This is a genomic window from Paenarthrobacter sp. NPDC090517 (assembly GCF_044769165.1).
Taxonomy (GTDB): domain Bacteria; phylum Actinomycetota; class Actinomycetes; order Actinomycetales; family Micrococcaceae; genus Arthrobacter.
Window position 1 is genome coordinate 89,988 of the sequence record NZ_JBIVXN010000001.1, and the last position, 20,131, is coordinate 110,118.

Consider the following 20,131-nt stretch of genomic DNA (forward strand, 5'->3'; position numbering starts at 1 on the left):
CCCCAGGGCGTTAGGAGTCAAGCACACAACTGGTCCAGTGCCTTGTTGGCGGCCAATTCCATCTGCGAATCGTACTGATCCACCTTGCGTGCGGTGACTGGATCGCCGACTTTCATAGGCAGTGTGGGCAGTGCCATCGCGATGACGATCTGAGAGTCGCCGTCGTCACTCACCACGGCGTTGGTGAGGTAACCGGTGACGCTCCCGCGGTGACCGTAGCGATAGCCGGAAGAGGAGCACGTGTCACGCCACCGCATGAGTCCGAGGGCATAGTTTGTGGATTCCACTGTCTTCATTTCCTTGAGGGCTGGGGCAGATATCAATCCGCCTGTGAAAAGGCCGCGGAAAAAGTCATTGACATCCTCAGCGGTGGAGACCACGCCGCCTCCCGGGAAGCCGATCAACTGCTCGGCCTGCGTGACCTCCACGCGTTCTCCATCCACCTCTACATAGGTACGAAGGTTGTCCTGCGCTTCCCGGTCCTGTGCACTAAGGGTCGAGCGGTCAAGGCCGAGCGGCCGGAAGATGTCGTCCCTGAGCACATCCCCAATTGCTTTTTCCCGGAGCTTCTCCAGCAGCTGTCCGAGGACAAGGTAGTTACTGTTCGAATACGCGAAGTGCCCAACGTTCCTGGGGTCCCAAGGCAACGTTGCAGTCATCTCCAGTCCGCGCTGCATACTGAATCCACTTGTTATCAGTTCTTTGGGCGTCCCGGATTGCTCATACACGGACAGAAACTCAGGCATCCCTGATGTGTGGCTCAGGAGTTGGCGCACGGTGATGGGTCCCGGAGGCTTCAACGGGGTGTTAAAACTCTCCAGGATCCCGTTCACCGGGTCATCAAGCCCTATGAGGCCTTCGTCCACGAGCTTCATCACGGCGGCAGCGGTCATCGATTTCGTGACACTACCTATGGAAAACCTGTCTTCGGGGCGTGCCGGTTCGTTCGTCCCGCCGTCCCGGACGCCGTAGGCCTTCGACCATTCTCCGCCCGGCCAGCGGACCTGCACCACTACAGACGTGACCCCGTCATCCATGAAGCGCTTGATGGTGCCCTCCAACGAAACAATCGCAGCGCTGGACGCAGTTGGAGACGGAGACGGACCGGCGTTACCACCGGTGCAACCATTGAGGAACCACGCAATGAGCACCAGGACAATCAGGGCCCCGACGCGACTTTTGCCCATACGCCTGTTGTACGCCTAAGCGGGGACAAAAACCACAAACGTCCGGCGGGCTATGCTTGGTTGCTCACCAATCCCGGCTTCTCCGAGGTGGCTTCAGTTCGCCCCGCTGAAAGCAGCGGTGCAAAGAAATCGCCGAGTTCAGCCATCGCTGACAACGGCAGCACGTTGGCGACGTACTGATCCGGCCGGACCACCACAACCACGCCGTCGCGGCTAAGACCGCGCAGCTCGAAGATGTCGTTGTTGGGGTCTGTGCCGAAGACTTTTTCGAGGTAGGTGAGCTTGAACGGCCCTACGGTGGGTTTGAACGCCGCGGGTACAGCGTTGATATCAATGCTGGTGTGGTCCTGCTGGTAGATCACCTTCACATCGAACCAAGCGTCACGGTCAGCGTCCGACGGCGTCGCGGCCAGCGGCGAGGCCGGCGAGTTCGTGATCCACTCGGCGAAGTCTGCCACCGGTCCTTGCGCGCCCGCCTGGGCACCATCAGCGAAGACGTAGATGCGCCAGCGGCCGTCCGCCTTGGCGTGGTGGCCCAGGTGCATGGGGTTGGTGTCGCAAACTCTCTGGACTGGCGCTGATTTGAAGCGTTTACCCACGGGGAAGCCGGTGGCGAGTTCCTGGTGCTGCGCCTCCGCAACCAGCATTGAGGGCGCGTACTGCGTCATAAAGCCCGCGGGGAACTCGGCGGTGCTGGTGTAGAAAGTCTCCAGTTCCGCGGGGTCTTCGAACTCTTCGGGCTTCTTGGCCATCAAGGTGGACCACTGCTTATCGAAGTCGATGAGGTTCTTGGCCACCACTTGGCGTTCAGCCGAGTAGGTGTCCAGCAGGCTTTCGGGGCTCCGGCCCTCGAGGACATGTCCGAGCTTCCAACCGATGTTGAAACCGTCCTGCATGGACACATTCATGCCCTGGCCGGCTTTAGCGCTGTGGGTGTGGCAGGCGTCGCCGGTGATGAACACCCGCGGGGTCCGGGTGCCGCGCTCCTCCGGCAGAACGTCGTCGAACCTGTCCGTTAGCCGGTGGCCTACCTCGTACACGCTGTGCCAGGCCACGTTGCGCACATCCAGCGTGTAGGGGTGGAGGATGTCGTTGGCTTTTTGGATGATCTGTTCGATCGTGGTCTTGCGCACGGCGCCCTTGTCGTTGGGGTTAACTTCGCCAAGGTCCACGTACATCCGGAACAGGTGCCCGCCTTCGCGGGGGATCAGCAGGATGCTGCCGCCGGCGCCGGACTGGATGGCGCACTTGGTTCGGATGTCCGGGAAGTCTGTGACGGCAAGTACGTCCATGACTCCCCAGGCATGGTTGGCTTGGTCGCCGGCGAGGTGGCAGCCGATGGACTCGCGGACCTTGCTGCGCGCTCCGTCCGCGCCCACCACATACTTGGCTCGAATGACCCGTTCCCGGCCTTCGTTGGGCCCGGAAGTGTGGGCGAGCGTTACGGTGACCGGGTAGTCGCCCTTTCCGGTGACATTGAGGCTGTGGAACTCGTATCCGTAGTCCGGTGTCATGCGTGTGGGGGAGTTGGCCATGAATTCTGCGAAGTAGTCCAGGACCCGGGCCTGGTTGACGATCAGGTGCGGGAATTCGCTGATCCCCGCGGGATCATCCACTGCCCGGGCAGCCCGGACGATGCGCGAATGGTCGGCGGGGTCGGGCTTCCAGAATGCCATCTCCGTAATGCGGTAGGCCTCGGAGGTGATGCGTTCGGCAAATCCGAAGGCTTGGAAGGTCTCGACGCTGCGGGCTTGGATACCGTCTGCCTGGCCGATGGCCAAGCGCCCCGGGCGGCGCTCGATGATACGTGTGGTGACATCCGGGAACTGGGAAAGCTGTGCTGCGGTCAGCATCCCTGCAGGGCCAGTGCCCACGATAAGGACGTCAACCTCGTCGGGAAGCTCGGCTGGGCGGTTGATGCCGACGCCGGCGGCCGGCTCAACCCGGGGGTCACCGGATACGTAACCGTGGTGGTGGAACTGCACGGGCTTTCCTCACTTCTTTGTGGGCTATCGCATTTGAATGTTCGATAATAGAACAGTGTGTTCTATTATCGCTCACACAATGGTAATGCGGCTCACATCCGTGTTCAAGTCCTTGAACAGTCTTATGATGGACCCTTGTGTAGCTTCCGACGGATTGACCCATGGGCATGTCAGGATCAGGTATGCCGCGACTAATGCTCTTGGATACTGCCTCCTTGTATTTCCGCGCCTTCTACGGTGTGCCCGATTCCATTCGTCGATCCGACGGAACGCCCGTGAACGCGGTGCGGGGACTGATGGATATGATCGCCCGCCTCACCACCGACTACGAAGCCACGCACTTGGTGGCTTGCTGGGACAACGACTGGCGCCCTCAATGGCGCGTTGACCTGATTCCCAGCTATAAGTCGCACAGGGTCGCAGAGATCGTTCCGAATGGTCCGGATGTTGAGGTTGTCCCGGACCCGCTCGAGGCGCAGATTCCCATGATCCGCAGAGTATTGGACCTTGCCGGGATCGCTGTGGTGGGAGTTGACGAGCATGAGGCTGATGACGTCATAGGCACCTATGCGAGCCAGGCGACCTTCCCGACGGACGTGGTAACTGGTGATCGCGACCTCTTCCAGCTCGTGGATGACGACCGAGGGATCCGCGTCATTTACACGGCCCGCGGCATGAAGAACCTGGAAGTCCTCACCGACGCCGTAGTGGTAGGCAAGTACCGCGTACTGCCCCAACAGTATGCCGACTACGCAACACTCCGGGGCGATGCCTCCGACGGGCTGCCCGGAGTCGCCGGCATCGGCGAAAAGACTGCGGCATCGTTGCTTGGCACGCACGGTTCCTTGGACGGACTTCTTGAGGCGGCGGAAGCTCCCGACGGCGGGTTGTCAGCTTCCGTCCGGGCCAAACTGTCCGCGGCAGCTGACTACCTAAAGGTGGCGCCCGCCGTCGTGAATGTCGTGCGTGACTTAAAGGTGCCGACGCTGGAAGAACTACGCGCCGAGCTGCATCCGGTCACCGGAGACGCGCGGGCCGAACTTGAGCAGCTGGCCAATGACTGGAATCTGGGTGGATCGGTCAAGCGGCTGCTGGACGCGCTCGATCGGGTCCGCTGAGGACACCCATCACAGAAACCCGTTCACTTTCACAGCCCAATGACAGGTTCGAAACAGCCAGGGCTGGGGTGGGTCTCTCATCGTGTTAGGAGGACGGATCCATTGACCGTCCCTCACACACCAGCCGTACTAACGGCTCATTGAGGAGAGGCACATGTCGAAAATCAAGAGAATCAGCCTGGGTATGGCAGCCGGAGCCCTGGCACTAGGCGCGGGTCTTAGTGCAACCAGCATCGCGACGGCAGCCACCACACCGTCGCCCAGCGCTACGTCGTCCCCTGGCGCCACGTCGTCCGGGGATGCAACCACCCCGTCGGATCGTGGGGGAAAGCTCGGCGGGCACGGACGCGATCGGGGACAAATAGCAGCTGAGTTGGCCACAAAGCTTGGTGTGGACGAAGCCAAAGTCACCGAAGCCCTGAAGGCGTTCCGTGAAGCAACCAAACCCTCCACGCCGCCTGCCGAAGGAACGGAAGGAGCAAGGCCTGACCGTTCAGCACTGGACGCTGCCCTGGCAAAGTCGCTCGCTGAAGCATTGGGCGTAGACGAAGCCAAGGTCACCTCTGCACTGGAAGAAATCCGAGCCGCGGGCCAAGCGGAACGTTCCGCCGCCCTGAAGACCAAACTGGACAAGGCGGTCACGGACGGCAAGCTCACACAAGCCGAAGCTGATGCCGTGACCAAAGCTGTTGAAGCCGGGGTCATCGGGGGAGGCGGGCGCTAAGTTAAGGGCGCCAATGCCTGCAGTAGAGGAGCCCTCGGATTGATCCGGGGGCTCCTCTACGTAGCTCTTGTCGATGGGCCTACCGATGTCGGAATTGGTCCACCACCGGACATTCGAAGGGCTCACCCGCGAAGAGTCCGACGTCATCCAAGTACTTGACTACCGCCGTGTAAGAGGCCACCAAACTGGTTTCGGTATAAGGGATGCCCAGTTCGCCGCAGCACTCCTTCACGATGCCGGAGGCGCGGTGCAGGTATGGGCGAGGCATGTCCGGGAAGAGATGGTGTTCAATCTGCCGGTTCAGTCCGCCCATCAGTGTGTCCATGAACCGGCCACCGGAGATGTTCCGGGCAGTGAGCACCTGACGGTTGAGGAAGTCTGTCCTGGTTGAACTGGGCAGTACCGGCATGCCTTTGTGATTGGGGGCAAAAGACGCACCCATATAGAAACCGAAAACGCCCAACTGCACTCCAAGGAAAGCGAACGCCATACCCAAAGGCAGCAACGAGAAGACCAGGACGGGCACCACCAGCAGACGCAGCATGATGACCGGAATCTCCACCCAGCGGTGATCGACTTGTCTCTGGTGCAGCAGATACTTCAGGGAATCAATATGCAGGCTAACACCGAGGAAGAACAACAAGGGAAACAATAACCAGCCCTGTTTGCGTGTTACATGCACCATGACGCCCCGGCGCGAGCTTGCCGCTTCAGGGTGAAACGCGATAGCGCCGGTATGGATGTCCGGATCCTTGTCGATCACATTGGGAAAGTTGTGGTGACGGGTGTGTTTCTGCGCCCACATTGAATAGCTGATACCCACCAGGCCTGTACCAACAAGCCGCGCGGACCACTCATTCATGCCCTTGGACTTGAACACCTGCCGATGCGCGGCTTCATGGGCCAGGAATGCGAACTGGGTGAGGACCACGCCCATTCCCGCCGCGATCAGAAGCTGGAACCACGTGTCCCGCAGCAAAACGAACCCACTCCAGGTCCCCGCCCAGGCCACCATCAGGATCACAAACACCGTGATGTAGAACCCTCTGCGGCGTTTCAGCAATCCGGCATTGCGCACGGACTTCAGGAGTGTGGAGTACGAAAGAACCGTCCGGGCGGCAACCCGGTCCGATTGAATTCCATCGGACGAACGTTCTGGTGCCATGATGCCTCGAACCACTTACCGGCGGACTCAACAGAATCGTTTCCCACCGTCCCTTCAGGGTACGCCGGTGGCACCAACAAAGAGCCAGGAATTTGTTTTCAAGCAGTTGTCGATTTCTGCTCGCGCTGTTCGACCTATGGATGAGAAGGTCGAAGGGCGGCTTTCCACAACACAGGAGATTGAGTCAAATGGCAAAGTACATGTTGATCATGCGGGCAGACGACGATTCCTACGCCAAGTTCGAGAACATCGATTTCAACGAAATCCTTGAGGCAATGGGCAAATTCAATGACGAGCTGATCCGCGCCGGAGTCCTCTTGGCCGCTGAAGGCCTGGACGACGCCAAGGACGGAGTGGTGGTGGACTTCACCGGTGAAACCCCGGTGGTCAGTGACGGCCCCTACGGTGAAACAAAGGAACTCTTCGGCGGCTATTACATCCTTGACGTAGCTTCTAAACAGGAAGCGATCGAATGGGCGAAGCGTGCGCCAATGACTGCAGGTACCAAGACCGAAATCCGTCGCGTCACCAGCATTGACGAGTTCCCTCAGGACAACGAATGGATCCAAAAGGAACGCGCATGGCGCGAGCAGACCGGCCAGCTCTGAGATTCGCCGCCGGAACCCCGGTCATCAACAACCGGCGTGAGCAGCAATGAGTCAAGGGCCGCCGTCGAAGCGGTGTGGCGGAGCGAATCCGCCCGCATCGTCGGCGCCCTTGCCCGCTATACCGGGGACTTTACTTTGGCAGAGGACCTGGCACAGGAAGCGCTGGCAGAAGCCCTCGTGTCCTGGTCCGTGAACGGCATCCCCGCGCAACCGTCGGGTTGGCTTCTTACTGCCGGCCGGCGTCGGGCGATCGATTCGTTCCGGCGTCGTGCTGTTCGCGACGAAAAGTACGCCTTGCTGGCCCGCGATCTGTCCGAAGATGAGCCGGGCGTGGACTCTCTATTCAACCCTGATGCGATCGATGACGACGTTCTCTCATTGATGTTTGTCTCCTGCCATCCCGTGCTGTCAAAGGAAGCGCGAATTGCCCTTACGCTTCGTGTGGTGGGCGGCATGGGCACGGAAGAGATTGCCAGGTCGTTCCTGGTTCCCGTTCCGACCATCCAGGCCCGCATTACGCGCGCCAAAAAAACCCTGGCAGCAGCGCACGTCCCCTTTGCGGTGCCGGAGAAGTCTGAAATTGCAGATCGACTGGGCTCAGTGCTTCAGGTGGTTTACCTGATCTTTTCGGAAGGCGCCTTTGCCTCCGGCGGTGACTCGTGGATGCGCACGGAACTGGCTGGCGAAGCACGTCGTCTGGCCCGGGTTTTGGTGCGGCTGGCCCCTGGGCCCGAGGTTTTTGGCCTCTTGGCCCTGATGGAACTGACGGCAGCACGTTTTCCTGCCAGGCTCGACGCGGCCGGCCTGCCTGTTCTTCTCGAAGACCAGGACCGACGGCGGTGGGACCAGTCCGCGATACGCCGGGGTAGGGCGGCACTCTCGACGGCGGTGGCGGCCGGCCGAGGTCTTGGCGCGTATGGATTGCAGGCCTCCATTGCGGAATGCCACGCGGTGGCTCGAACTGCAGAGGAGACGAATTGGCAACGAATCGTGATTCTGTACGAGGCACTGACGCGGCTGGTTCCATCCCCTGTTGTTGAACTGAATCATGCAGTTGCAGTTGCCATGGCTTCGGGGCCAGCCGTCGGTCTGCAACTCATGGATGCCCTTGCGAACAGGGGTGAGCTGAAGGGCTCGCACATAGTGCCGACAGTGCGAGGCGAGCTCCTCACCCGGCTCGGCCGACATGCGGAAGCCAAGGTAGCCCTGTGGGAAGCACTCGACCTCTGCTCGAACGCCGCCGAACGGAGCGCGTTGGAGCGGAAGATCGCAGAATTGGCAGGCAAAGGGAACTGACAAGTCACCAATGCTTCCGCCCGCGACACTACATCTTTATGTTCTCTGGGGTGTGTGGTGGTGGTTGCGTCGGGGTGTTTGTTGGGGGTCGAGGTGGGGTGGGGGGATGAACCAGGGGGTCCCCGTGGTGATGTCGATGCGCCATTGTTCTTTGTGGATGAGGTGGTGGTGGTGGCTGCAGAGCAGGGTGCCGTTGTGTGTTGATGTGGTGCCGCCGTGGGACCAGTAGGTGGTGTGGTGGGCTTCGCACCAGGGCGCGGGTGTGGTGCAGTCGGGGAAGGTGCAGCCGCCGTCGCGGGCGGTGATGGCTTTGCGGATGTGGGGTGGGAAGATCCGGGTGGTGCGGCCGATGTCCAGGACGCGGGAGTCGGTTCCGAGCAGGACGGGGATGATGTCGGCGTCGCAGGCGATTTTGCGGATGGTGTTGGGGTGGATCGGGCCGGTGAAGGTTGCTGTGCCGGTGCTGAGCGGGTTCCCGGCCGGGCCGGTGCTGAGTCGTTGGTGGTTGTGGTTGTTGAGTCGTTCGAAGAGGTCGCGTTCGTCGATGGTGACGGTGAGTTGGGGTCGGAGTCCGCCGTTGGGGGGCAGTTTCCCGGTGGTCATGGCGAGGGCGCAGGCTCCGACGAGGCCGTTGAGGAGTTTCTGGGCCCGGCTGCGGCGGTCCAGGTCTGCTTTGCCTGGTCTGTGTTCTGGTCTGTGTTCTGGCCCGGTGGGATTGTTGCCGGTGGGATTGTTGCCGGTGGTGAGTCGTGGGTTGGTGGCGGTGTTCATGGCGGTGGTGAGGGTTTCGTATTGTTCGGCGGTGGCGAAGATTTCGAGGTGGTGGAGTCCGTGGCGGCGTCGGCGGCGGAGGAACGCGCCTTGGAGTTGGCGGAGGACTTCTTCGGACGGTTCGGGGCCGTCCTGGTCGATCCTGTCGGTCCAGCGTTTGGTCATTTTGGTGACGAAGTCCGGGTCGGATTCGAGGGCGGTGGTGGTGAGGGCGTGTTCCATCCGGGTGATGGTGTCCTCATCGGTGAGTTGCCGGACGGTGTCCAGGGCGGTGCTGATGATCGTCGCGGACCGGGACGGCAGGTCTCCTGCGGAGAGGGCCTCGGCCAGTATTTCGCGTCGGGCCGGGATTTGTTGCCCGGCCATTCCCGTCTGGGGGAGGACCTCGGGGGCGAGGGCGAGCCTGCGCCGGGCTTCTCCGATGCTGATCCGCAGCCGGGCCCGAAGGAACTCAGCGGCATTCCGGTACCCGTCATCCAAAGGGCTCACTTTTGAATCAGCAGCCGGTCCTCCGGATCCCGCCCCGAATACGGATCCGGGCCTAGTTACGGGCCCCGGACCGGGCACGGAAACGGCCCCGCTCCTGAAAGCTTCTGCGCTCGTGGAGCGTGCTTCACCAGGGGAATCCGGCGCAACACCGGATCTTGGTCCCACACCGGATCCTGACTCTGGTTCTGTCCAACCGGTCCGCCACTCCGGCGCGCCACCCGTCGACCCCAACGACCCAGGTCCTGTTTGCTGTGCTTCCTTCCGGGTCCTTTCCACCGCCTGCGCCGCGACAACCTGCAGGTACTCCAACGACCGGGAGATCTCTTCGATGCTGCCCGCAAAGTCGGCAGCCTCAACGAACCCAAACAACCGGGCCTCATCGGCAGCTATTGATCTCAGCGCGTCCGCTGCGGCTGCACTCTCAAGGAGGGCCGCTTCCAGTGCCGGCAAACCCGACGGCGAGGATACCGGCGGCAGCGGCTCCGGCCACAAAGAATCCGGCAACTTGTCGGGGGCGGAGGCCCTTGGCCAGGGCAACTGCCCGGGCACCTCCTCCTCGGGTGCTGCGTTTTCGGGCGCGGACCAGCCGGGCGCGGACCAGTCGGGCGACCCTGGAGGTACAGACTCTCCGGCAGCGGGCGCCGACTCGAGTCCAGGAAGTAGCTCAGGAGCCAGTGAGGATTCCGCGTCGGTGCCTGCCGCCGCAGAGCCAACATGCTCAGTGTCCTTGTCAGTGGAATCCCAGCACGCGGTCAGCCGGGCAGGTACGCCTACAGATCGCCGGGCGCGCTGACGAAGCAGCTCATTGGCGCGCGGCGAACCGACCCGCCGTGCCACCACCTGCCCGATGATTCCCATAAATCAACCCTGTCACGGGGGTCTGACATTTTTAGCTCCTACGCAATGACCCTGCTGTGTGACGGCGAAGAAGAGGGCATTCCGGTGGCAACCGAAGGAAAGATGCCTACAGCGTAGGCATCAAGTATGCCGGCTGGTATTGGGGTTCACATCGTTGACTCCGCTGAGGCAGCTTTAGGAAAAGCGTTTCCCCTGGATCTTCGCCCTTCGTACCTCGGTCAATGCGTCATCAGCAAACGATCAACCCCGATCACTCGGGGTAGCCGTACTCATCGTCGGTGACCAACTCACCCCACGTCGTTTCCGAACCATCAGTGATGCCAGCGGTTTCCCACATGGCCAAGTGGCTCATAAAGTGGTCCGGAGCTCCCCGGAATCTTCGGAAATTGCGGGGGTCGTCGCGGCCCAGCTTGCGAGTAGCTGCAGGGCATCCGCCGTACCCGTCCCGGGTTCCGCGTTGTAGACTGTCAACGTCAAGCCGGCATCGGCGGACAACTCAAGGGCTTCGTACAGCAAATGCAGATCGCCAACTACCCGATGCCGGAAGTGCTTCTTCCCGGTGTAATGCTGGCGCACGTTATGGGATGCCCAACGAACCCGGAATTCCTCGCTGCGCGTGGACAGCTCACCCACAAGGTCGCTGAGACCCCGGTCGTAAGGATCGCGGCCTGCCTCGGTCCGCATGATGGCCACCGTGTCGTTGGCCGCCCGTTCCCAATCCGTATAGAAATCCCGGCTGCGCGGATCGAGGAAAAGGAAACGGGCGTGGTTGGGGGGACCTGCGGGGCTATCGTAAATGTCCGAGTACAACGCGCGCCCCAGGGCGTTCGTTGCCAGGAGATCCAGCCGACCGTTCCGGACGAAAGCGGGTGAGCCGCTAATCGCATCCAGGGTGAGCTGAACGCCTGGTCTGATGGCTTGCTTCCGGACTGGCCGGCGTCGTGACCTACCACCGTCACTCGCCGCGCGGGCGAGGTCGTACAGGTGGGCGCGTTCGGCGTCGTCGAGTTGCAGGGCGTTCGCCAGGGACTCCAGGACGCTTTCCGAGACGCCCGCAAGATTTCCCCGCTCCAAGCGGGTGTAGTACTCCACGCTTACTCCGGCCAGCATGGCCACTTCGCCGCGGCGGAGGCCCGGTACGCGGCGATTGGCGCCATAGGCGGCCAGTCCCGCTTGCTCGGGCGTAATCTTCGCCCGTCGCGTGGAGAGGAAATCGCGCGTCTCTGTCCGGTTGTCCATGCTTCAACGGTATGACCTTTGGCCCGCTAAGGGAGTCCCTGTCATTACCCCTAACAGCAGTAACTCCTTCCACTCAGGGAAAGGAGGTTAGATGGAAACATCCAACAACGTTCACCACGCAGGAGAAACATGCCTACCGCTAACGCTTACGCTGCCCCCTCGGCCACGGGCGACCTGACCCTGACCACCATAGAACGTCGCGAGGTGGGTCCGAACGACGTCCACATCGACATCAAGTTCGCCGGCATCTGCCACTCGGACATCCACACTGTCCGCGGTGATTGGGGCCCCCAGCAATACCCCTTGGCCCCCGGCCACGAAATCGCGGGAATCGTCACCGAGGTTGGCTCGGAGGTCACCAAACACAAGGTGGGCGACCGTGTAGGCGTCGGCTGCATGGTGAACTCCTGCAAAGAGTGCAAAAACTGCCTGGCAGGCGAGGAACAGTATTGCCTTCAGGGAAACGTGGGCACCTACGGCGCCGTAGACCGCGACGGCACCATCACGCAGGGCGGCTACTCCAGCAACGTGGTGGTGAATGAGGACTTCGTCGTCACCATCCCGGAGGGCTTGGACCTTGACGTCGCCGCACCTCTGCTGTGCGCCGGCATCACTACCTACTCACCTTTGCACCACTGGGGCGCCGGTCCCGGTAAGAAGGTTGCCGTCGTCGGCCTTGGTGGGCTGGGCCACATGGCTGTGAAGATTGCCGATGCCATGGGCGCCGAGGTAACAGTGCTCTCGCAGTCGCTGAAGAAGATGGAAGACGGGCTCAAGTTGGGCGCGGACCACTACTACGCCACCAGCGATCCGGCCACGTTCGAACAGCTCGCTGGCACCTTCGACCTCATCATCAACACTGTCAGTGCTTCCATCGATATCAGCGCTTACTTGCAGCTGCTCACGCTCGACGGAACGTTGGTCAACGTTGGCGCGCCCGCCGAGCCGCTCCCGGTCAATGTGTTCTCGCTGATTATGGGTCGTCGTCGTTTCGCCGGTTCCGCGATCGGCGGTATCCGCGAAACCCAGGAAATGCTGAACTTCTGCGCAGAGCACGGCCTTGGCGCCGAGATCGAGGTCATTCCGGCCAGCAAGATCAACGATGCCTACGAACGCGTCCTTGCCTCCGATGTCCGCTACCGCTTTGTCATCGACGCCTCCACCATCGGCTAGATACGCAGCACTCCAGTAGCAGCACCATAAGAAAGGCCACGCTCCCTTTGAGGGCGTGGCCTTTCCATTGCCATCCAGCAGGGACAATGGTCTGGTGACTTTCAGACTGGACACCATCGGTACGGGGCTGGTCTTTGCGGAATCCCTCGCCAAGCTTGCAATCGCTTTGAAAGACCAGGGCGACGGCGGCACAGTAGTGGGTGGAACAGCAGTTGTGCAGGCGCCACCGGGCACAGGCAAGACCACACTGGTTCCACCGCTGCTCGCCAATCTCGTGTCCGAACAAAACCCGGCCCAGCCGCGCGTTGTCGTCACTCAACCCCGGCGTGTGGCCGCCCGCTCAGCCGCCCGCCGCCTTGCGGCTCTGGACGGAAGCCGCCTTGGTGGCAGGGTGGGCTATACCGTCAGAGGTGAGAGCAAAGCCAGCCAGGACACCGTGGTGGAATTCGTCACGCCAGGGATTCTCCTTCGGCGTCTCCTGGCTGACCCCGGCCTTGAGGACGTCCACGCGGTGGTCCTGGATGAAGTCCACGAACGTGGACTCGAAACGGATCTGTTGGTCGGCATGCTCGCGGAGGTCCGTGAGTTGCGCGGTGACCTCACGCTGGTGGCTATGTCGGCAACCCTCGATGCCCCGCGTTTCGCGCAGCTTCTTGGGACAGGGCTCGACGGCGGCGGGCCGGCTCCGGTCGTCGACTGTCCTTCCGCGCTGTACCCGCTGGAGATCCAGTGGGCTCCGGCCCGGGGGCATCGACTGGATACCCGGGGCGTATCCCGCAGTTTCCTCGATCATGTGGCCCACACGGCTGCGACATCCCACGCAGCGGCCCTGAGCCGGAACGCTGAGGTAGACGCACTGGTCTTCCTCCCGGGGGCCCGGGAAGTTTCCGACGTCGCTACTCGTCTTCGCGGGCAGCTGCCACAAGGTGTGGAGGTGCTCGAGCTGCACGGCCAGATCGCTCCGGAAGACCAGGACCGCGCCGTATCCGGCCGTGAGCCCGGTGGGCCGCCCCGGATCATTGTGTCCACGTCCTTGGCGGAATCGTCCCTGACCGTCCCCGGCGTACGGTTGGTCATCGATTCCGGCCTTTCAAGGGAACCACGACGGGACGCTGGCCGCGGAATGTCCGGCCTCGTGACCGTTTCCTGTTCGCGCGCCTCCGCAGATCAACGCGCCGGTCGCGCAGCGAGACAAGGACCGGGCACGGTGGTTCGCTGCTACGACCAGCAAGCCTATGCTGCAGCTCCGGCACATCAGACCCCTGAAATCTCCGTTGCAGACCTCACCAGCGCTGCCTTGGTCCTTGCCTGCTGGGGCGCGCCCGGCGGTTCAGGTTTGCAGCTACCGGACGCACCGCCAGCCGCGGCCATGAACGATGCCGTGGAGGTCCTCCGCGAACTGGGTGCTGTTATGCGCGACGGATCTGTCACCGCCCCGGGCAAGACCTTGGCGCGCATCCCAGCCGACCCCCGGCTTGCCCGCGCTTTGTTGGACGGATCGGCTGTTGTGGGCCGGCGCGCAGCGGCTGAAACAGTGGCACTCGTCTCCGGCGATCAAAGAGCGCCCGGCGCCGACCTTACAAAGCTGCTTACTGCGCTGCGTTCCGGATCAGATCCGGGCGCCCGACGTTTCGCGGAGGACGTCAGGCGGATGGAGTCGCTGATACAGAAGGAGACGCGGGTACGGCAGGAGGTGGCCGCCGTCGTGCATCCCAGGCCGCCTGCCGACGTCACGGCGAGGGAAGCACCCGGCTTTGTGGTGGCGCTGGCTTTCCCGGACCGCGTGGCCAGGCGTGTACCCGGCGATGGATCCACCACGTATTTGCTCTCGTCAGGGACGCGGGCCGGGCTCCCCACTGGCAGTTCACTGTGCGGGCAGGACTGGCTTGCCGTTGCCGAGGTGTCGCGCGCCCAGGGGCGCGATGCCGTCGGCACTGGCGCGGTCATCCGTTCCGCCGCGCCCTTGTCGCTTGAATTGGCGGAGGCTGCCGCCCCGGATCTCCTCACGGAGACGGTGCAGGCAAAGTTTGACCAAGGCCGGGTAATGGCAAGGCTGGAGCGCCGTATGGGAGCAATCGTGTTGTCCACCACGCCCATCCGTCCAAGCGCCGAGTCCGGGCGTCGTGCAGTTTCCGAGGCGTTGGCGAAGGCAGGTTTGTCAATGATCGGCTGGTCGACCGCGGCTGATGCCCTGCGCCGCCGTCTTGCATTGCTGTACCGCGAGCTCGGAAGTCCCTGGCCCGACGTACGCGAAGGCGCCCTGCTGGCCAAGCTGGAAGACTGGCTGGGCCCGGAGCTGGAAGCGATTGCCGCCGGGGCCTCGGTGAGTTCCATCAACCTCGTTGACCCACTGAGGCGCCTGCTCCCTTGGCCGGAGGCTGCCCGGCTCGAAGATCTCGTGCCGGAGCGCTTGGCGGTGCCGAGTGGTTCGCGTGTCCGGATCGACTACCCCGAGGTTTCGGACAGCAGCGGCAGTGGTCACGACGACGGCCGCCCGGTTGTGGCGGTCAAGCTTCAGGAATGCTTCGGTTGGGACCGCACGCCGCGTCTCGTGGAGGGTAGGGTCCCCGTGCTGTTTCACTTGTTATCCCCAGCAGGAAGGCCTTTGGCCGTCACGGACGATTTCGCCTCTTTTTGGTCGGGTCCCTACTCCCAGGTTCGGGCCGAGATGCGTGGGCGTTATCCCAGGCATCCCTGGCCCGAAGACCCGTGGACCGCACCTGCCACGGCCAGGACGAAGAGCAGGATGTAGCCTCGTCCCCGGAGGGGCCGGCTAAGCCTGCCGCTCCAACATGAACTGGATTTCCCCGTCCAAGAACGTTCCGAGCACGCTGCTTGCGGCAAATTCGTCCGGGGCTGTTGCCAGGGGATCGAGTTCGAACGCCGTGAAATCGGCGCGCTTGCCCACGGTGATGGAGCCCGAAACGTCCCACTGACCTGCAGCCTTCGCTGCGTGGGAGGTGTATCCTTCCAAGGCTTGGAGCGCGGTGAGGGCTTGGGACGGTGCGATGGGTTCCTGTTCAGGATTGCCCGAACGACGGCGCAGCTGGGCGTCCGCGATGATTGGAAGCGGCTCGTAGGGTGCGATCGGCCAGTCAGATCCGATACCCAAAGTCACTCCGGCGTCGCGAAGATCACGGCAGCGCCATGCCCGGTCCGCCCGCTCCGCACCCAATCGCGTTGACCAGTTGTCGCTGTGATCCGCAAGGGAGTAGTGGGTGCAATGGGTCGGCTGCATGCTGGCCACCACGCCTGCGCCCTTGAAGCGTGCCACCAGATCATCGGGAACTGTTTCAATGTGCTCGATCCTGTGGATGGTACGGCGCAGGACGTCAGCAGGTACGTCGTTTCGCAGCGATTCCAGGGCCTCCAACACGTGGGCCACCCCGGCATCGCCGATGGCGTGCGTAGCAGTGGGGATACCGCGGGAGGCGAAGTACCGGACGGCGGCGGAGTATTCCTCGGGCCGCGGCCAGAACGGTGCGGTGGATTGGCCATGAACATCAGGTTCGTAGAGCCAGGCTGTTCCGTTGTCCACCGTGCCATCGACGAAGAGTTTGATGGCTTCGATGGACCAGCGGCGGCCTCCTGTGCCGATGCTGCGCGCCAGTTCTTTCCATTCGTCTTCACCGCTGCCCGGCATGCACCACGGCGCGGTCCGAAGCCGTAGCGGGAGTTCGCCGTCCGCCTCCAAAGCCTGGAAGAGAGCGGTGGATTCCTCGCTGTGGTCCATGATGTGGCCGCCCGTCATGCCCGAGCGTGCGAAATTCCCCAGGAGCTCGGCCAGCCGCGTTTTGCGTTGGGCGAAAGACTCTTGCGGGATGTGGCGCTGAACCAATTCCATGGCCGCAGCCTCGAGCAGGAGCCCTGTGGGAACGCCGTCTGCGTCGCAGACCACCTCAGAGGCTTGGTCGAATTCCAATCGGCCATGTATTCCGGCCAGCTCCAGGGCGCGGCTGTTCGCCAATGCCGAATGCCCATCAAACAACCGGATGAATGCAGGCTGGTCGCCGGAGACGCCGTCAAGCGCGCTGCGATGCAACGGAACTGTTCCGAAGGCATTCGGGTTCAGTCCCCATCCTCGCAACCAGCCGCCGTCGTGCGTTGCTTCTGCCCGCAGAAGTGTGAGCACTTCATCCAGCGACGTAGCGGCGGCGAGGTCCACGCCGATTGTCAGGTCCAAGCCGAACACCGGGTGGATATGGCAATCCACCAATCCGGGCGTGAGCGTTGCGTTACCGAGGTCCAGTACCCGTGTTCCCGCCCGTTGCCAGTCCCTGGCGTCTTGGCGGCTTCCGACGGCGGCGATCAACCCGCCGCTGACGGAGACGGCTTGGACAGGCCGGTCGTGGTCTCGCCCATCCATCGTGTGAACGGTGTCGGCAAGGACGATGAGGTCAGGAGTCATGGGTTTCAAAGCTTCCAATCCGGGAGAAGACGTCAGGACGGCTGGTGCGCAGCCTGCGGGCAATCAGCAATCCTGCGAGGAATACGACGGGCGCGACCAGGAGCAGGATGGTGTTCGTTAGCGCATCCGCAAAGGTCAGGAGTTCGATGTTGATGGCGATCAGTGCCACCACGCCGAACAGCAGGATGGCTGATGTCACGCTCAGGGGAATGAGCAATCGGTGTGTGGCTGCGGTGGGATTGCGCCGCAGGTAGATGAAGGCTGCTACCGACACGAGGCCTTGAAGGGCCACGATCCCAAAGATGCCCGGCGTGTTGACCCAGATCAGCAGCTGCTTGTAGGGGTCCGCGCCGGCGACGGCACAAATGATGATCACGACGGCGGCCAGAATGGTTTGGATCTGCCCGGCGCGATGCGGTGACTTGTACTTGGGGTGGGTCCTGCCAAGGAACGCGGGCAGCACGCCGTCTTTGGCGAGCATGTACACGTAGCGGTTGATGGCGTTGTGGAACGCCAGCTGGGACGCATAGACGCTGGTCACGATCAGCACGTACATGACTACTTCCGCCCAAGGGCCTACGTACTGGTTGATTGTGGCAAAGAACATTCCATCGGCCAGTTCGCCGGCGGCAACAACCACGTTTCCATCGCCGTAGGCCTGGATGACGGTCCACACAATGAAGGCATAGAAGACGGACATGAAACCCACTGCGATGTAGGTTGCCCGGGGGACGGATTTGTCAGGATTTCGTGCCTCGCGGCGGTACAGCACGGTGGACTCGAAGCCCATGAATGCTGCGAAGCAGACAGCCAGGATGGCCAGGACACCCGGAGTGAAAGCATGCTCGGGGGAGAACGAGGCGAAGCTGATGCCTTCAGCGCCGCCGCGTGCAAGGATTCCGAAGCCCATGATGGCCAGGATCGCAGTCTCTGCGATGAGCAGGACGCCAAGGACTTTCGCGCCAACATCGATGCCTCGGTATCCCAGGAACCACACGGCCGCGATTGCCACCAAAGCGACGGCAGGCCAGGGCACGTCCCAACCAAAGAGTGCGAGGAGCATGGCTTGGGTTTGGACGGCGAACAATCCGTAGACGCCGATTTGCAGGCAGTTATAGGAAACGATTGCCAGGATGGCTGAGGCCAGGCCCACGGTTTTGCCCATGGCCAAGGTGATGTACGTGTAGAAGCCGCCGGCGGCTTTGACGTGTTTGGTCATGGCCATGAAGGAGACGGCGAAGACCAGCAGGACAGCTCCGGCAATGGCGTAGCCCATGGGGGCGCCTATGCCCGCAACGCCGATTGCTACAGGTGCCACGCCGGCCATCACGGTGAGGGGAGCTGCTGCCGAGATTACCAGGAAGGCAATACCGCCGGTGCCTATGGCATTTCGTTTGAGCCCATTTCCGGCGTCTGCTGCCGGGGGTCGGGTTTCGAGGTCAGACATGGGGATCCTCTGGGGTATTCGGGGAGGGGAGCTTTCAAGAGAAGCCGAACATAAAGCGAAAGGCTTTCGTTTATCGTAGGTCCTTGTGACCCCGCGCACAATACCTCGACGCAAACTTCTGGCTAGAGTCGTAACAACAACCTCGAATGGAGACACCCGTATGGCACGCCCGCTGGTCCCACTGATATCGATTGACGCGCTCGTCACCGCCGCCCTTGAGCTGGTGGACGAGGCAGGGGACTTCAGCCTGCCAAAACTGGCCAAGCGGATCGGTGTGAGCCAGTCCTCCATCTACAACCATGTCAGTGGGCGGGAGGAGATCCTTGAGCTCATGCGTGGCCGGATCATCTCCGAGAGCCCCTACGTCCTGGAGGACGAACGGGATTGGGAGGCGTCACTTCGAGCCATCGTCCGGAGTTATCGCGACGCGTTCGCTCGGCACCCAAAACTCGCGCCCCTGCTGGTACTCCAAACCGTTCAGGATGACAAAGTCATGGCCCTCTACGAGAACCTGGCGGTGGCCCTCGAAGCAGCAGGATTCCGGGGCCGGGATGTTATGTCAGCGATTTCCACCATTGATAGTTTCGCCCTGGGGTTCGCGCTGGACCTGGCAGCTCCCGACGTCGTCTGGGCGCCACCGGCGCAGGGGTACCCCGCCCTCACCAGCGCCTTGGCTCATGCCGGACCCACTGATGAGCGAGGCGAGGCAGCCTTCGAGTTCGGCCTCGAGATCCTCATAGCCGGACTGCATTCCCGTCTTCAGTCGACGGTGCTGTGAATTCGGTAGCACCGGTAGCTCCGGGAGCTCCGGGATTCTGGAGGACGCCTTGAATCTCGCGCAAGATTGGTGGGAAGCGGTGGTCCGCGGCTTCACCGACACGCACACCACCGCAGTGCCCATACCTGCCCTGCTGGGCATCCTCGCGTGCGCCGTCGTCCTGAGCATCCCCCGTGCAACCTGGAGGTGGTTCGGCCTCTACGTCACTTTCGTCCATGAGCTGGGCCATGCCTACGCCGCACTCATGACGGGACGCTTTGTCCATGGGCTCCGAATCGGCCTCGACCATTCGGGGCGTCTTGTCAGCAGTGGCCGGAGTCCCTTCGGGGCAGCGTGGTCCGGATTCTGGGGCTATCCCGCGCCGGCAGTGGTCGGTTTGTGCCTGATCGCAGCTTTTGCCTCTGGCAGGTCCGGCGCGGCCATGTCCATCGGGGCGCTGATCCTGCTGGTTTCCCTCATCTTCCTGAGGAACCTCACTGGGATCCTTGTGGCCGTGTTGAGCGCTGCCATCGCGCAACTCCTGATCCTGTTCGCGACTCCCACAGTAGTCAACTATGTAGTCCTTGTGCTCGGTGTCGCCCTATCCGTGGGCGGTGTCAGGGATCTATTCAAACTTGCCGGCGTACACACCCGACGCCGCGACCGCTTGGCCGCCTCTGATGCCTTCATTCTGGGCCGAACCACCGGCGTGCCTGCATTCGTATGGTTGACCGGATTTACGGTGGTGATCACTGGATGCGCCGTAGCGTCGGTGTGGTTGCTGTGGGGGATACTCACGGTTTAGTGCCGTTGTTCACCGGCGCTCCTGGCTCCGACGCCGATAGTCCGGCTTTCGTCGCCGCCAGGCCTTGCCCTGTGGTCGCTTCAGGGTGTCCAATCCTCTTT

At 62.4% G+C, this 20,131-nt stretch carries 15 protein-coding genes; 8 read left to right on the forward strand and 7 right to left on the reverse strand.

Translation table 11 applies throughout. The features are described 5' to 3' along the window. Positions 1-17: 17 nt before the first annotated feature. Both ACIQTW_RS00415 and ACIQTW_RS00420 read right to left on the reverse strand, forming a co-directional pair. Positions 18-1,187 (reverse strand): serine hydrolase domain-containing protein, encoded by a 1,170-nt coding sequence (locus tag ACIQTW_RS00415; RefSeq protein WP_402932475.1) that lies wholly within the window; start codon positions 1,185-1,187, stop codon positions 18-20. A 50-nt stretch (positions 1,188-1,237) separates the two neighbouring features. Continuing rightward, positions 1,238-3,172, reverse strand: coding sequence for an FAD-binding monooxygenase (locus tag ACIQTW_RS00420; RefSeq protein WP_402932477.1), 1,935 nt, complete (start codon positions 3,170-3,172; stop codon positions 1,238-1,240). Between the two features lie 167 nt (positions 3,173-3,339). On the opposite strand from ACIQTW_RS00420, the gene ACIQTW_RS00425 reads away from it, so the two are divergent. Together ACIQTW_RS00425 and ACIQTW_RS00430 are read left to right on the forward strand one after the other, a co-directional pair. Then, positions 3,340-4,290, forward strand: a complete 951-nt coding sequence (locus ACIQTW_RS00425) for a 5'-3' exonuclease H3TH domain-containing protein (RefSeq protein ID WP_402936150.1) — start codon at positions 3,340-3,342, stop codon at positions 4,288-4,290. Positions 4,291-4,444: 154 nt separating this feature from the next. Further along, positions 4,445-5,014 (forward strand): Clp protease N-terminal domain-containing protein, encoded by a 570-nt coding sequence (locus tag ACIQTW_RS00430; RefSeq protein ID WP_402932479.1) that lies wholly within the window; start codon positions 4,445-4,447, stop codon positions 5,012-5,014. Between the two features lie 79 nt (positions 5,015-5,093). Here ACIQTW_RS00430 and ACIQTW_RS00435 read toward each other — a convergent pair whose 3' ends face one another. Continuing rightward, positions 5,094-6,179, reverse strand: a complete 1,086-nt coding sequence (locus ACIQTW_RS00435) for a fatty acid desaturase family protein (RefSeq protein WP_402932482.1) — start codon at positions 6,177-6,179, stop codon at positions 5,094-5,096. A gap of 188 nt (positions 6,180-6,367) precedes the next feature. On the opposite strand from ACIQTW_RS00435, the gene ACIQTW_RS00440 reads away from it, so the two are divergent. Both ACIQTW_RS00440 and ACIQTW_RS00445 read left to right on the forward strand, forming a co-directional pair. Continuing rightward, positions 6,368-6,787: a YciI family protein gene (locus ACIQTW_RS00440; RefSeq protein ID WP_402932485.1), complete on the forward strand. Its 420-nt coding sequence runs from the start codon at positions 6,368-6,370 to the stop codon at positions 6,785-6,787. Positions 6,788-6,823: 36 nt separating this feature from the next. Next, positions 6,824-8,083: an RNA polymerase sigma factor gene (locus ACIQTW_RS00445; protein WP_402932488.1), complete on the forward strand. Its 1,260-nt coding sequence runs from the start codon at positions 6,824-6,826 to the stop codon at positions 8,081-8,083. A gap of 36 nt (positions 8,084-8,119) precedes the next feature. Here ACIQTW_RS00445 and ACIQTW_RS00450 read toward each other — a convergent pair whose 3' ends face one another. Together ACIQTW_RS00450 and ACIQTW_RS00455 are read right to left on the reverse strand one after the other, a co-directional pair. Beyond that, a complete protein-coding gene (locus ACIQTW_RS00450) occupies positions 8,120-10,201 on the reverse strand; it encodes a DUF222 domain-containing protein (RefSeq protein WP_402932491.1) in 2,082 nt (693 codons plus the stop codon). Between the two features lie 348 nt (positions 10,202-10,549). Continuing rightward, positions 10,550-11,440 (reverse strand): helix-turn-helix transcriptional regulator, encoded by an 891-nt coding sequence (locus ACIQTW_RS00455; protein ID WP_402932493.1) that lies wholly within the window; start codon positions 11,438-11,440, stop codon positions 10,550-10,552. 129 nt (positions 11,441-11,569) lie between these two features. On the opposite strand from ACIQTW_RS00455, the gene ACIQTW_RS00460 reads away from it, so the two are divergent. Together ACIQTW_RS00460 and hrpB are read left to right on the forward strand one after the other, a co-directional pair. After that, positions 11,570-12,613, forward strand: coding sequence for an NAD(P)-dependent alcohol dehydrogenase (locus tag ACIQTW_RS00460; protein ID WP_402932496.1), 1,044 nt, complete (start codon positions 11,570-11,572; stop codon positions 12,611-12,613). Between the two features lie 94 nt (positions 12,614-12,707). Continuing rightward, positions 12,708-15,365, forward strand: coding sequence for an ATP-dependent helicase HrpB (gene hrpB, locus ACIQTW_RS00465; protein WP_402932499.1), 2,658 nt, complete (start codon positions 12,708-12,710; stop codon positions 15,363-15,365). A 21-nt stretch (positions 15,366-15,386) separates the two neighbouring features. On the opposite strand, the gene ACIQTW_RS00470 is transcribed toward hrpB, so the two are convergent. After that, on the reverse strand, positions 15,387-17,021 hold the full coding sequence (locus ACIQTW_RS00470; RefSeq protein WP_402932502.1) for an amidohydrolase: 1,635 nt from the start codon (positions 17,019-17,021) through the stop codon (positions 15,387-15,389). Continuing rightward, positions 17,011-18,468: an APC family permease gene (locus tag ACIQTW_RS00475; RefSeq protein ID WP_402932504.1), complete on the reverse strand. Its 1,458-nt coding sequence runs from the start codon at positions 18,466-18,468 to the stop codon at positions 17,011-17,013. The genes ACIQTW_RS00470 and ACIQTW_RS00475 overlap by 11 nt, the downstream gene beginning before the upstream one ends. A gap of 160 nt (positions 18,469-18,628) precedes the next feature. Here ACIQTW_RS00475 and ACIQTW_RS00480 point away from each other — a divergent pair, with 160 nt between their 5' ends. Together ACIQTW_RS00480 and ACIQTW_RS00485 are read left to right on the forward strand one after the other, a co-directional pair. Further along, positions 18,629-19,246, forward strand: a complete 618-nt coding sequence (locus ACIQTW_RS00480) for a TetR/AcrR family transcriptional regulator C-terminal domain-containing protein (protein WP_402932507.1) — start codon at positions 18,629-18,631, stop codon at positions 19,244-19,246. A gap of 49 nt (positions 19,247-19,295) precedes the next feature. Next, positions 19,296-20,030, forward strand: a complete 735-nt coding sequence (locus ACIQTW_RS00485; RefSeq protein ID WP_402932510.1) for a M50 family metallopeptidase — start codon at positions 19,296-19,298, stop codon at positions 20,028-20,030. Positions 20,031-20,131: the final 101 nt, after the last annotated feature.